This is a genomic window from Halomarina ordinaria (assembly GCF_030553305.1).
Taxonomy (GTDB): Archaea; Halobacteriota; Halobacteria; order Halobacteriales; family Haloarculaceae; genus Halomarina; species Halomarina ordinaria.
In genome coordinates this window covers 49,159-61,986 of sequence record NZ_JARRAH010000003.1, presented here as the reverse complement: position 1 = coordinate 61,986, position 12,828 = coordinate 49,159, and the positions used below count along the sequence as shown (strand labels likewise).

12 protein-coding genes are annotated in these 12,828 nt (G+C 70.2%); 5 read left to right on the top strand and 7 right to left on the bottom strand.

Going from position 1 to position 12,828, the window contains the following annotated elements; all coding sequences use genetic code 11:
• Window positions 1-101: 101 nt before the first annotated feature.
• Window positions 102-1,829, top strand: coding sequence for a formate--tetrahydrofolate ligase (locus P1Y20_RS16300; RefSeq protein WP_304449767.1), 1,728 nt, complete (start codon window positions 102-104; stop codon window positions 1,827-1,829).
• 4 nt (window positions 1,830-1,833) lie between these two features.
• Here P1Y20_RS16300 and P1Y20_RS16295 read toward each other — a convergent pair whose 3' ends face one another.
• Window positions 1,834-2,214, bottom strand: a complete 381-nt coding sequence (locus P1Y20_RS16295; RefSeq protein ID WP_304449766.1) for a Rid family detoxifying hydrolase — start codon at window positions 2,212-2,214, stop codon at window positions 1,834-1,836.
• Window positions 2,215-2,308: 94 nt separating this feature from the next.
• On the bottom strand, window positions 2,309-2,719 hold the full coding sequence (locus tag P1Y20_RS16290) for an EamA family transporter (protein WP_304449765.1): 411 nt from the start codon (window positions 2,717-2,719) through the stop codon (window positions 2,309-2,311).
• 200 nt (window positions 2,720-2,919) lie between these two features.
• On the opposite strand from P1Y20_RS16290, the gene P1Y20_RS16285 reads away from it, so the two are divergent.
• Both P1Y20_RS16285 and P1Y20_RS16280 read left to right on the top strand, forming a co-directional pair.
• Window positions 2,920-4,143: an NAD-binding protein gene (locus P1Y20_RS16285; protein ID WP_304449764.1), complete on the top strand. Its 1,224-nt coding sequence runs from the start codon at window positions 2,920-2,922 to the stop codon at window positions 4,141-4,143.
• 64 nt (window positions 4,144-4,207) lie between these two features.
• Entirely contained in the window at window positions 4,208-6,064 is a 1,857-nt protein-coding gene (locus tag P1Y20_RS16280; protein WP_304449763.1) for a BCCT family transporter, read from the top strand.
• Between the two features lie 5 nt (window positions 6,065-6,069).
• On the opposite strand, the gene P1Y20_RS16275 is transcribed toward P1Y20_RS16280, so the two are convergent.
• Both P1Y20_RS16275 and pabB read right to left on the bottom strand, forming a co-directional pair.
• Window positions 6,070-6,642, bottom strand: coding sequence for an anthranilate synthase component II (locus P1Y20_RS16275; RefSeq protein WP_304449762.1), 573 nt, complete (start codon window positions 6,640-6,642; stop codon window positions 6,070-6,072).
• Entirely contained in the window at window positions 6,639-8,147 is a 1,509-nt protein-coding gene (gene pabB, locus P1Y20_RS16270; protein ID WP_304449928.1) for an aminodeoxychorismate synthase, component I, read from the bottom strand. Before pabB ends, P1Y20_RS16275 begins: the two co-directional genes overlap by 4 nt.
• Before the next feature lie 282 nt (window positions 8,148-8,429).
• Here pabB and P1Y20_RS16265 point away from each other — a divergent pair, with 282 nt between their 5' ends.
• Window positions 8,430-9,368, top strand: coding sequence for a bifunctional methylenetetrahydrofolate dehydrogenase/methenyltetrahydrofolate cyclohydrolase (locus P1Y20_RS16265; protein ID WP_304449761.1), 939 nt, complete (start codon window positions 8,430-8,432; stop codon window positions 9,366-9,368).
• A gap of 42 nt (window positions 9,369-9,410) precedes the next feature.
• Here P1Y20_RS16265 and P1Y20_RS16260 read toward each other — a convergent pair whose 3' ends face one another.
• Entirely contained in the window at window positions 9,411-9,608 is a 198-nt protein-coding gene (locus P1Y20_RS16260; protein WP_304449760.1) for a hypothetical protein, read from the bottom strand.
• 110 nt (window positions 9,609-9,718) lie between these two features.
• Here P1Y20_RS16260 and epsC point away from each other — a divergent pair, with 110 nt between their 5' ends.
• Entirely contained in the window at window positions 9,719-10,588 is an 870-nt protein-coding gene (gene epsC, locus P1Y20_RS16255) for a serine O-acetyltransferase EpsC (RefSeq protein WP_304449759.1), read from the top strand.
• 408 nt (window positions 10,589-10,996) lie between these two features.
• On the opposite strand, the gene P1Y20_RS16250 is transcribed toward epsC, so the two are convergent.
• Both P1Y20_RS16250 and P1Y20_RS16245 read right to left on the bottom strand, forming a co-directional pair.
• The gene (locus P1Y20_RS16250; protein ID WP_304449758.1) at window positions 10,997-11,707 is read right to left on the bottom strand and encodes a helix-turn-helix domain-containing protein; all 711 of its coding nucleotides are present in this window, start codon (window positions 11,705-11,707) and stop codon (window positions 10,997-10,999) included.
• 84 nt (window positions 11,708-11,791) lie between these two features.
• The gene (locus tag P1Y20_RS16245) at window positions 11,792-12,652 is read right to left on the bottom strand and encodes an alpha/beta fold hydrolase (protein WP_304449757.1); all 861 of its coding nucleotides are present in this window, start codon (window positions 12,650-12,652) and stop codon (window positions 11,792-11,794) included.
• Window positions 12,653-12,828 lie beyond the last annotated feature (176 nt).

Sequence of the window (12,828 nt, the reverse complement as noted above, 5' to 3'; positions counted from 1 at the left end):
GTAGAGCGGCGCGCGTCGCCTCACCGAGCGAACCACAACCCCTCCTCGTTCTGGTAGCTTGGCCAACGTTCTTGAGGAGGTGCCCGGAACGTCCGTCCGAGATGTCTCCACCCGACGAGGTCGAGGGGCCGCTTCCCACGGACTACGAGATCGCCCGGTCGACCGACATGGAACCCATCTGGGAGCTGGTCGAACCCTGGGGGCTCGGTCTCGACGACCTCCAGTACTTCGGCTCGTACACCGCGAAAGTAAAGCACCACGCCATCGACCGCCTCCGCGAGCAGGCGGACGAGAAGGCGGGGAACCTCGTGCTCGTGACGGGGATGACCCCCACCCCGAAGGGCGAGGGCAAGACCGTCACGACCGTCGGGCTGGGCCAGACGCTCAACCACATCGGCGAGACGGCGATGATCGCCATCCGCGAACCCTCGCTCGGCCCGGTGTTCGGCGTCAAGGGCGGCGCGGCCGGCGGCGGCCGCTCGCAGGTGTTGCCGATGGAGGACATCAACCTCCACTTCACCGGCGACCTGCACGCGCTCACCTCGGCGCACAACCTCATCTCGGCGATGCTCGACGCCAAGATATCGCAGGGCGACGAGCTGGACATCGACGTCAACGACGTCGCCTGGCCCCGCGCCATCGACATGAACGACCGGGTGCTCCGGGAGACGGTCATCGGCCTCGGGGGGAAGACCGGCGGGACCCCCCGCGAGGACGGCTTCCTGCTCACGGCGGCCTCCGAACTGATGGCCGTGCTGTGCATGGCGAGTAGTCTCGGCGACCTCAAGGAACGCGTCGCCCGCATCGTCGTCGCCTACGACGGCGACGGGGACCCGGTGACGGTCGACGACATCGACGCGACGGGCGCCGTCACGATGCTCCTCCGGGACGCCATCAAACCGAACGTCGTCCAGACCATCGAGGGGACGCCGGCGTTCGTCCACGGCGGGCCGTTCGCGAACATCGCCCACGGGACGAACTCGCTGATGGCCGACAAGGCCGCCTTCGGGATGGCCGACTACGTCGTCACCGAGGCCGGCTTCGGCTCCGACCTCGGGGCGGAGAAGTTCATGAACATCGTCTGCCGGCTGGGCGACATGACGCCGAACGCGGTCGTCCTCGTCTCGTCCGTCCGGGCGCTCAAGTACCACGGCGAGGACATGTGGCCCGCCGACTTCGACGACATCGCCGACGCCGGCGTCGGCGCCGTCGAGGCCGGCCTCCCGAACCTCGACAAGCACGTCCAGAACCTCCAGAAGTTCGGCGTGCCGGTCGTCGTCGCCGTCAACCGCTTCCCCGACGACGCCGACGAGGAGGTCGAAGCCGTCCTCGACCACTGTCGCGAGGACCTGGGCGTGAAGGCCGCCGAATCGACCGTCTTCGAGAACGGGAGCGAGGGCGGTGTCGACCTCGCCGAACACGTCGTCGCGGAGGTGGAAGCCGGCGACGAGGAGTCGTTCGCACCGCTGTACGACGACGAGGACTCCATCAAGGAGAAGATCCACACCGTCGCCACGGAGATCTACGGCGCCGACGGCGTCAAGTACACCGGCGGCGCGGAGTCCGACATCGAGCGGATGGAGGACCTCGGCTTCGGGGAGTTCCCCGTCTGTCTCTCGAAGACCTTCCACTCGCTGAGCGACGACGCGAGCAAGAAGGGCGTCCCGACCGACTGGGAACTCGAGGTGCGCGAGATATACCCCTCCGCCGGCGCGGGCTTCCTCGTCGCGCTCACCGGCGACGTGCTGACGCTGCCCGGCCTCCCGAGCGACCCCGCCGCCGCCGGGATGGACATCGACGCCGACGGGAACATCTCCGGGCTGTTCTAGACCCTCACTCCGTCACGGCGACGGCCTCTATCTCGACGGCCGCACCTTTCGGCACCGCGCCGGCTTCGACGGCGCTCCTGGCGGGCGGTTCCTCCTCGAAGAACTCGCCGTAGGCCTCGTTGAACGCGTCGAAGTCGTCGATGTCGTCGAGGAAGACGGTGGTCTTGACCACGTCCCCGAGCGACAGCCCCTCGGATTCGAGGATGGCTTCGACGTTTCGCAGACACTGGCGGGTCTGGTCGCCGACCGGTTCGTCGTCGAGCAACTCGCCGTCGGTCGTCAGCGGGAGCTGTCCGGCGGTGAAGAGCAGTCCACCGGCGGTCGTCGCCTGGCTGTACGCGCCGACCGCGGCGGGTGCGTCGTCCGTGCTGACCGTTCGCTTCATATCCACCCGCTCGGCGTCCGGGGTGTTAAATCCCGGTCGCGAGGGAGCGGGCGACACAACAGGTAGCGATTTCGACGGGTCGTGTCGACCGTGGTCACAGGTTGATGACGACGATGGCGACCAGCGCCAGGCCGATGCCGACGACCTTGCTCGCCGACAGCGGTTCGCCGAGCGCCACGATGCTGATGACCGCCGCCGTGACGAAGTACATCCCGCCGATGGTCGAGACGACGGCCGTCGACCCGACGGTCACGCCCACGTACGTCGCGACGACGCCGATGGCGGCCGCGAGGCCCGCGACGGCCGCGAAGGCCACCCCGTGCGTCGTCACGGTGAACGAGGCGTCGGAGACGAGGACGTAGACGCCCGTGATGACGGCGGCGGTCACGTAGGAGACGAACGCGGCCAGTTCGGGGTCGATGCTGTTCGAGGCGATGTCGCCGAAGACGATCCAGAAGCCCCACGCCAGCATGGTCGCGAACCCGAACGCGACCGCGGAGTTCACCGACACCACCGTCCTCTCGGCGCCGCGCCCGTCGGTTCGTTCGGCTCCCGTGTTCGGCTCTCGACGGACGACGGGCGTGTCATACGACGGGCTACTTCCCCCGCGATATTCAGTCTCACGACATCCTCACGCCGGTGCGAGCGGTGTCGTGGCCCGCCTCGCCGAGCGGTTTTTATACACCGTCGACGAATGGTGTGGGAGTGGTTGACGCACCGAACGAGCCGGGGGACCGGGCCGTAGAGGAGGTGTTCTACACCGCCGAGCGCGTCGCGCTCGTGGAGTGGCGACAGTTCTCCGGCGCGAAGCCGACGGTGCTCGTGACGGGCGTCGTCGCGCTCCTGGCGTTCGTCACGGGCCTCTCGAACATGAGCGAGGCGACGGTGACGCTCGGCGGACCGCTCGCGACTGTCTTCCCCGGAGCGTCGTCGTTCGTGCGGTTCGGCGGCGTGCTGTTCGCGTTCCTGCTGGGGACCGCGACGTTCGGGTTGCGACGGCGAAAGCGCATCGCCTGGCGGGTCGCGGTGGTGACGCTCCCCGCCCTCGCCGCCCTCCCGCTGTCGACGCTCCGGACGACCGACGTCCCGCTCCTGCTCTCGCTCTGCGTGGCGTTCCCGTTGCTCGTCTCGAACCGCGAGGACTTCCAGCGCCGCCTCGACCTCTCGCCGTTGCAGGTCGCCTCGCTGGCCGCCATCGTCGGGGTCGGCCTCTACGGCACCGTCGGCGCCTACGGCCTGCGAGGCCAGTTCGTCGGCATCGAGGACTGGGGCGACGCGGTGTACTACGTCATCGTCACCGTCGCCACGGTGGGCTACGGCGACGTCACGCCGACGACGACGGAGGCGCAGTGGTTCACCCTGTCGGTCATCCTCTTCGGGACCGGCGCGTTCACCATCGCTATCGGCGCGCTCGTCGCCCCGGCCATCGAATCGCGCATGGCGGCCGCCTTCGGAACCATGACTGCATCCGAACTCACACTCCTGGAGGACCACGTCGTCGTCCTCGGCGTCGGCGACGTGACGGCATCGCTCATCGACCGACTGGCCGACGCGACCGACTTCGTCGTCGTCACGCCGGACGCGGACGCTGCTACCCGGCTCAAGCGGGACGGGGCGAACGTCCTCACGGGCGACCCGACCGACGAGGCGGTGCTCGCGGACGCGCGCGTCGGCGACGCCCGTGGAATCGTCGTCGGGAGCGACGACGACGCACGGGACGTCCTCGCGGTCCTCGCGTGCAAGGCCGTCGCCCCCGACGTCCGGGTCGTGGCGGCCGTCAACGAGGAGAAACACGTCCGGAAGTTCACGTCGGTCGGGGCGGACGAGGTCATCAACCCACGGACCATCGGGGGGCGCCTCCTCGGGGCGTCGGTCCTCGGCGAGGCGTCCGCCTACGCGGACGTCCTCGGCGACGACGAAGCGGCGTGACGTCGAGTGAGTCGTGTTAACAGGTGCGACAGTTCTTTGGGCACCCGCTCCCGAGTGGGAAGGTATGAGCGCGTCGGGGACCGACGGCGCCGAGGGACTCGCGGCCGGGATACTGCTCCCGCTGTGTGCGCTGTCCGGCGGTGTCGTTCTCTCGGGGTTCTTCTTCCCGGAGTTCGTCGGCGAGGCCGTCGACGGAGCGGTGTGGTTGACGCTCGCGCTCGTCTTCTTCTGTTCGGGCCTCGGCTACCTCGCCGTCCTCCCGCACCGGGCGGACGCCGGGGAGCAGCCGGGCGAGCCGTACCTGCTCCACGTCCGTCGGACGGGGATTCGAGGCACCCTCGGCGAGTTCTTCGACCACCACGACCCGGTGGTCTTCGGCGTCCCCGTCGCCGTCTTCGTGGCCTTCCTCTGTCTGCAGGTCGCCTTCCCGGCGGGGACGACGGCGACCGTCGACGCCGTCTCGGACGCCGTCCTGCGCGAGGGGGGCCCCCTGTTCCAGGGCGTCGTCCTGCTGTCGGTGGCCTACTGCCTGTTCCTGCTGGTCGGGCCGTGGGGCGACGTGAAACTCGGCGGCCCGGACACCGAACCGACCTACACCTTCCCGACGTACTTCACGCTCGTGTTCACGGCGGGCATCGCCGCCGGGCTCGTGTTCTGGGGGCCGGCGGAGGCGCTGTTTCACTACCGCGACCCGCCGCCGTTCGTGGGGGCGACACCGGGGTCCGAGGCCGCCATCGGCGGGGCACTCACGTACGCGCTGTTCCACTGGGGACTCTCGGCGTGGAGCGCGTACGCCGTCGTCGGGGTCCCCGTCGCGTACTTCGTGTTCTCGCAGGGGGCGCCGCTGCGCGTCTCGACCATCCTCGCGCCGTTCCTCGGCGTCGACGGCCTCGACTCGCGGTGGAGCACGCTCGTCGACACGCTGGCGGTGTTCGCCACCGTCGGCGGCGTCGCCACGTCCGTCGCGCTGGTGAGCGAGCAGTTCCTCGCCGGCATCACGTTCCAGTGGGGCGTCACCGCCGGCGGGGTCGGCCCCGTCCTCTTCGTCGGGGGACTGACGTTCATCTACGTCCTCTCCTGCCTCACGGGCGTCCACCGGGGCATCCGCCGCATCGCGGGGGTCACCGTCGCGCTGTTCGCGCTGTTCGCGCTCGCCCTCGTCGCCGTCGGCCCCCGGTCGTTCGTCCTCGACCGGGGAGCGGCGGCGCTGGCGGGCTACGGCGTCGACTTCCTCGCACTGAGCCTCCACCTCGACGGACCGTGGGTGGCCGAGTGGACCGTCTGGAACTGGGCGTGGTGGTTCTCGTGGGCGCCGTTCGCCGGCCTGTTCCTCGCCGCGCTCTCGCGTGGCCGGCGGGTCCGGACCGTCGTGTTCACGAGCGTCGTCGCCACCTCGGCCGCCACGGCGACGTGGTTCCTCCTGCTCGGCGGGTCGTCGCTGTACGTCCAGCACACGGGGCGGGCCGACGTCCTCGCCGCCGTCGCGGCGCGCGGCGGGTCGGAGGCCGTCGCCGGCTTCCCGCTGTTCGCCGCCCTCCCCCTCGGTCGACTGCTGACCTTCCTCTTTCTGGCACTCATCGTCGGGTTCATGGTGACCTCGGCGGACACCTCGACGCTCGTCACGGCGATACTGGCGACGCGTCGCGGGCTGGCGCCGTCGACGGGGGGCGTCGTCTTCTGGGGCGTCTTCCAGGGCGCGGTGGCCGTCTCGGTGCTGGTGGTCGGCGGGGGCGAGACGCTGCAGGCGCTGGCGGTGCTGACCGGCGGGCCGTTCGCCGTCCTCGCCCTCGTCGCGCTCGCCGGGGTGACGCTGACGTTCGCCCGCCACGAGCGGGGGCACGTCTCGCTGCTCAGGCGGGCGCTCGCGCGCCTGCCGGCGATCCAACTCCACCACGACGTCGACCCGCCCGAGAAGGAGTGAGGGCCTCAGACGCCGGCGAAGCCCCGGCAGAAGTTCTCGACGATGCGCTTGCCGGCGTCGGTGAGGATGCTCTCGGGGTGGAACTGCACGCCGACGTGCGGGCGCTCCGCGTGCTGGACGCCCATCACGACGCCCTGCTCGTCGGCCGTCGTGGCCGTCGTGCGGAGGACCGCGGGGAGGTCGTCGCCCTCGACGGCGAGCGAGTGGTAGCGGCCCACCTCGAAGGGGTCGTCGACGCCGTCGTAGAGGCGCGAGCCGTCGTGGTGGACCGTCGAGGGCTTCCCGTGGACCACGTCCGGGGCGTGGCCGACGGGCGCACCGTGGGCGGCACAGAGCGCCTGGTGGCCGAGACAGACGCCGAGCGCGGGGTAGGTCGTCTCCGCGAAGACCGGAATCGAGACGCCGGCGTCGGCGGGCGTCCCCGGTCCGGGGGAGACGACGATGCCGTCCGGGTCGAGTTCTCGAATCCCGGCCACGTCGATGGCGTCGTTGCGCCGGACCGTCACCTCGTCGAACTCGCCGACGTACTGGACGAGGTTGTAGGCGAACGAGTCGTAGTTGTCGACGACGAGTATCACCGCGCACCCTCCGCGCTGACGGCGAACGACCCCGTCTCGCCGAGCGCCTCGTCGACGGCCGTCACGAGCGCGCGGGCCTTGTCGAGGGTCTCCCTGTACTCGCGGTCGGGCACCGAGTCGTGGACGATGCCGGCGCCGACCCGGAGTCGGTACTGCTCGCCCCGGCGCACGAGCGTCCGGATGACGATGTTGAGCGTCGCGCGGTCGTCGAACCCGAAGACGCCGATGGCACCCGTGTAGGGACCGCGGCGGGTCGTCTCGACCTCGTCGATTATCTCCATCGTCCGGGGCTTCGGCGCGCCGGTGATGGTGCCGCCGGGGAAGACGGCCGCGACGGCGTCGGCGAGGCTCGCATCCGCCCGGCGGCGCCCCTCGACGAGCGAGACGAGGTGCATCACCTCCGAGTAACGGTCGACGCGGCGATACTCACTCACCTCGACGCTCCCGTACTCGCTCACCTTCCCCAGGTCGTTGCGCTCCAAGTCGACGAGCATCGCGTGTTCGGCGCGCTCCTTCTCGTCGGTCAGGAGGTCGCGTTCGAGGTCGGCGTCGGCCGCGGGCGTCTCGCCACGCGGGCGCGTGCCGGCGATGGGTTCGGTCAGCAGGCGGTCGCCGTCGACCGCGAGGAGCAGTTCCGGGCTGGCGCTCACGAGGTCGACGCCCGGGAACTCGAGGAGGCCGGAGTACGGTGCCGGGTTCACGCGCCGGAGCGCGGCGAACGTCTCGACCGGGTGGACGGCGGCCGGAGCCACGAGTCGGTGCGAGACGTTCGCCTGGAAGGTGTCGCCGTCGCGGACGTAGCGCTTGACGGTCCGGACGCGGTCGGCGAACGCCGCCTCGCCGCACTCGCTCTCGAACGTCGCCGCGCGGTCGGCGCTGGGGGGCGGTCCGACCGTCGGGTCGCCGTGGCGTGCCGCCGCCGCGAGCGCCGACGCGCGCTCGACGCCCGCCTCGTAGGCCGCCCGCGGCGACGCGTACTCGTCGACGACGGGACACGCGGTCACGCGAAGGTCCACCTCGCCGTCGCGGGGCTCCCGCCAGGCGGCGACGGTGTCGAACACCCCCAACTGGAGGCGCGGGAGGCCGTCGTCGACCGTCGTCGCGGGGAGGTCCTCCAGTTCACGTGCGACGTCGTAGGAGAGCCAGCCGAACGCGCCGCAGGGGTAGGGAACCTCGCAGTCGCCGCGAGCGAGGTGCTCGCGCTCCAGCAGCGCGTCGATGGCGTCGATACTCGAACTCCCGCCGCTGGCGCCGTCGAGGGGCGTCGCCTCCGGGCTCACCCGGACGCGCTCGACGGGGTCGACGGCGAAGTAGCCCCACCCGGACTGCCCACCGGTCGTCTCCAGGTAGACGCCGTCGCGCTCCGTGGTCCGGACGCGGCGGTACGCCTCGAACGGGTCGGCGACGTCGACCCGGACCTCGACGGGGACGCGCGCTCCCGGCGGCGCCGCTGCCGCCGTCTCGACGAACGATACCTGCCGCGTGACGACCCTCGTTCCTCCCATCTGTCGTGACTCCGCGGGGACCGACCCCCGGTCCCCGCCGTGGCTGTCCGTCACCTGCATGGGTGCGGAGAAAAGCCTTGCGCGACCCGCTGCACCGCCCGAGACGGCATCGAACGGGGAGAACCGCGCGGCGAACAGCGTCCCGGACTTCAAGGGGTGGACTATTCGCCGTGCTGGACTATACCACTGCGACGGGACGTCTTCGGGAGTGCGCGGCGGACGGGCCGCCGCAGGGACTCTCGCGCCGTCGCGCGGCGCGACCCATCCACGAACACACCAACGATGACGACAGTAATCGACGGCAACGAGGTGGCGGACCGCATCAGGAGCGAGGTGACGGCGTGCGCAGACAGGCTAGCCGAGGCTGGCGTGACGCCCGGCCTCGCGACCGTGCTGATGAGCGACGACGGGGCCAGCGAGACGTACGTCTCGATGAAACAGCGGGCCTGCGAGGAGACGGGTATCGAGGGGTCGCACTACGAGCTATCGCCGGACGACCCCGCCGAGGCGCTGTTCGACCGCGTCGAGACGCTGAACGCGGACTCGTCGGTGCACGGAATCCTGGTACAGATGCCGGTGCCCGAGCACGTCGAGACGCGCCGGGTGTTGCGCGCCATCGACCCCGCGAAGGACGTCGACGGCTTCCACCCCGAGAACGTCGGGCGATTAGTGGCTGGAAACGCCCGCTACAAACCCTGTACTCCACACGGTGTCCAGAAGTTGCTGGAGGCGGCCGACGTCGACCCCGAGGGGAAAGACGCCGTCGTCGTCGGGCGCTCCGACATCGTCGGCAAACCCATGGCCAACCTCCTCCTCCAGAAACAACCGGGAGGAAACGCCACCGTCACCGTTTGCCACTCCCGGACGGAGGACTTGGCGGCGAAGACCCGGCAAGCGGACATCGTCGTCGCGGCCGCCGGCGTCCCCGAGATGGTCGATGGAAGTATGCTCTCGGAGGGGGTCACCGTCATCGACGTGGGCGTCAATCGCGTCGACGTCGCCGAGCGAAGCTCGGCGGGCAGTCGGACTCCGTCCGACGATGCCGACACGGAGAAGGGCTACGAACTCGTCGGCGACGTCGACTTCGAGAGCGCCAAAGAGAAAGCCGGCGCCATCACCCCCGTTCCCGGCGGCGTCGGGCCGATGACCATCGCGATGCTCATGTACAACACGGTGAAGGCCGCCAGCGAACAGGAAGGAGTGGCCGTCGACCTCCCGTAGTGTGCGTGCTCGTGGTCGACGCTGTGGGGTCCGGCTCACCCCTCAGTGCGTCTCGGCGACGCCACACTCCGGGCACGTCACCGCCACCCCCTCCTCGTCGGTCGGTTCGTCGACGAGGCCGTGGCCCTCGGCGCACTCCCTGTGGACGTACACCCGGTGGTCGCCGTGGCGGTCCAGCACGAGGTCGTCGGCCTCGCCCGCGAGGACGATGCCCCGACAGAAGTAACACTCCCCGTTCATGGTCCCACGTGGCAACCGAACGTCAAATAGGTGTGCGTCGCTCGGGGGACCGGTCGCTCGGCGGTCCGGCGAGCGCCGACAACTAAGGCGTGCGCGACGGAAGGTGACCTATGGAGTACAGCTACTCCGGCGACGCACACCGGCGGCTGTTCGCCTCCTACCGGGCGGACGACGACCCGTTCCCGGCCCAGCCCTCGACCGGGTTCCCGCGGCGCGAACACCGCTTCGAGGAGGTGAACCTGCTCAAGCGACTGTTCTTTCCCACGTGCTGGAACGCGACGGACCTGTTGCGTGACGAACTGGCGGTCTGCGACTGCCTCGACGACCTCGGTGGGCTGTTCTACGCGGGGGTCCGGTCCTACGGGAGCGACGACCCCGAGGGGACGGTGGCCGACGTCATCGACCGCCTGCCGGCCATCCGAGCGCTGCTCAAGAAGGACGTGGAGGCCGCCTACAAGGGTGACCCCGCGGCGACGTCGTACGTGGAGGTCATCCGGTCGTACCCCGGCTTCCTCGCCATCCTTATCCAGCGCGTCGCCCACGCGCTCTACGAGGCGGGCGCGACGGCGTACGCCCGCGAACTGACCGAGTACGGGAAGACGGAGACCGGCATCGACCTCCACCCCGGCGCCGAGGTGGGCGAGTACTTCTTCATCGACCACGGGACGGGCGTGGTCGTCGGCGAGACGGCCACCGTCGGCGACTGGGTGCGCCTCTACCAGGACGTGACGCTCGGCGCGCTCCACTTCGAGGAGGACGAACGCGAGTCCCACACCCTTCGCAAGGGGTACAAGCGCCACCCGGACGTCGGCGACCACGTCGTCATCGGCGCCGGCACGAAGGTCCTCGGCGCCATCACCGTCGGCGACCACGTCAGTATCGGTGCCAACTCGTGGGTCACTGAGGACGTTCCCGACCGTACGACGGTGTACGTCAGCGACCACCCGACGCAGGAGCGAAAGCGGACCGAAGGACGGTAGCCGGCGAGTCGCCACAGTCCCGTGTGTGCACTCGTCTATGTACAACATAAATAGACGATTAACCGACGTGACGAGGTTCCGCCCGTCGGACCGTGACGGGGCGCCGTCTGCGGGTCCCTCGTCGGGAACGGGCATGTACGTCCGCCACCCGACCGACCGGCCCCGCGGGCGACGGGCCGAATAACACGCTACCGTTGTTATCCTGTTGACATCCCGGCGACAGTACGTCCCGACGTCCGGGAGCACCGTCTCGCTCCCGCGGTGACGGACGCGTCGCCTCGCTCACTCCCCGCGCGTCGATTCACGACCACGCCGGGACGGCGGGGTGCGACCGCGTCGCCCGGACTCTCCTCGCCGACGTGCGACGCGAGCGCGAGGGCGACCGGAGGCACCGCGACGACACCGGCGTCACCTGCGGGGCGGTCCCCCGTCGGTGGGCCCGTCACCGTCCGGGAGGACCGTGTGTCGGACCAGTCGGTCGACGGCGCGTCGGAGGCGTTCGGACGCCGCCTGGTGGGAGATGCCCACCTCGTCGGCGACCGTCGAGAGGTCGACCCTCCGGGGGACCCGGTAGTAGCCCGCCTCGGCGGCCCGAACGAGCATCCGACGCTGTTTCTCCGAGAGGCCGAAGTCGTAGCCGGCGTCCGGCTCGCCGACCTGCTCGAACTTGTTGAGGAGCCTGAACGCGACGTCGCGGTCGACGCAGGCCCGGTGGAACCGGGAGAGGGCCTCGTGGTCGGGAAACAGCACCTGAAAGCACCACCCCTCGTGGGTGGCGGTCAGCTCCTGAACGATGGCGCCCGTCTCGACGAGCGCCGGGTAGACGCTCCGCTCCTTCCCCGCGTCGACCTGTTCGACCCGATAGAGCCGTCGGCCGTCGAACGTGGTGAGGTGGCGCGGGTCGCGCACCGTCGGGTCGTCCGCCATCGCGGCCTCGAAGGCGTCGTAGTCGTCCGACGCCGCCCAGAACAGGACGAAGGTCTCCCCGCAGTCGGTCGCGTCCGTCTGCTCCCAGGTGAGTCGCGTCGACGGGACGGCGGCGAGCGCCTGCATCAGCGTCGGCTGCTGGAGGACGAACGTCGCTATCATCGGCTCGGAGAGGGCGTTGTCGGACGGCACACGGTCTGGAATCGAGTGATTGCCGAGTGGCGCATAAGCGTCCTGCCTGCTCACGAATGCGCCGCGCGGTTCCGGTACGACCCGTTACCCGATGCCTCCTCCCCGGGCACGTTCGGGTGCGTCGTCGGGGAACGCGCGGACGAGGAGGTGACGGACCGCGTCCGTGAAGAACGCGGGGTCGTCGAGGTTCGAGGCGTGTCCCGCGCCCGGCACCACCCGGACCGTGACGTCGGGGAGTTCCGCGCCCAGTGTCGCCGCGTGGCGGCGGACGAACGGCGGTTCGTGTTCGCCGTACAGCACCAGCGTCGGGGCGGTGATGGCCGAGAGGTCGACCGACGTCTCGTGGAAGGCGGCGACGGCACGGATCACCTTCGCGAACTCCTCGGTCGCCATCTTCGGGCCCGTCGCCCGGAGCCCCTCGATGCGTTCGTAGTCGCCGCTGACGCCCTCCCCGTGGAGACGTTCGTGGAGCCACACCAGGACCCGCTCGACGCGCTCGTAGCCGACGAGGCGCACCGGCGGGACGGTCGCGCGCAGCAGGACCGACCGCTGGAGCCACTCGCGCCGGTCGAACAGGGCCGGCGTGAACGTGTCCGCGAGCACCAGCCCCGAGACGCGCTCCGGGTATCGCGCCGCGTACACCTGGGCGATACAGCCCCCGGTCGAGAGGCCGCAGACGACGGGGCGGTCGAGGTCCAGGGCGTCGACGAGCGCCGCGAGGTCCTCGGCGAACAGGTCGACCGAGTAGCGCTCGCGCGCCGACCCGCCGGTCCGGCCGTGGCCCCGCACGTCGTAGGCGACGGTGGTGTACTCGTCCGCGAGCGCCTCGACCTGGGCGTCCCACTGCGAGTGGTCGAGGACGGCACCGTGGACGAACACGACCGGCGGGCCGTCGCCGCGGCGCTCGAAGTACGTTTCGATGTCAGCTGTCCGAACGGTTGGCATGAGGGGATACCGTTGGACGCGGACGGGGATGAACCCGTCTCCCCTCCGTGAACCTCGTGCAGTTGGAGAGTGGAACCAAACAGCAGTACCTCGACGGACGTCCCGCCACGGACCGGGGAGCGCACGTCGGATATTCATCGTTAGAGAATTAACGTTGAAATTATGTTTACTGGTTT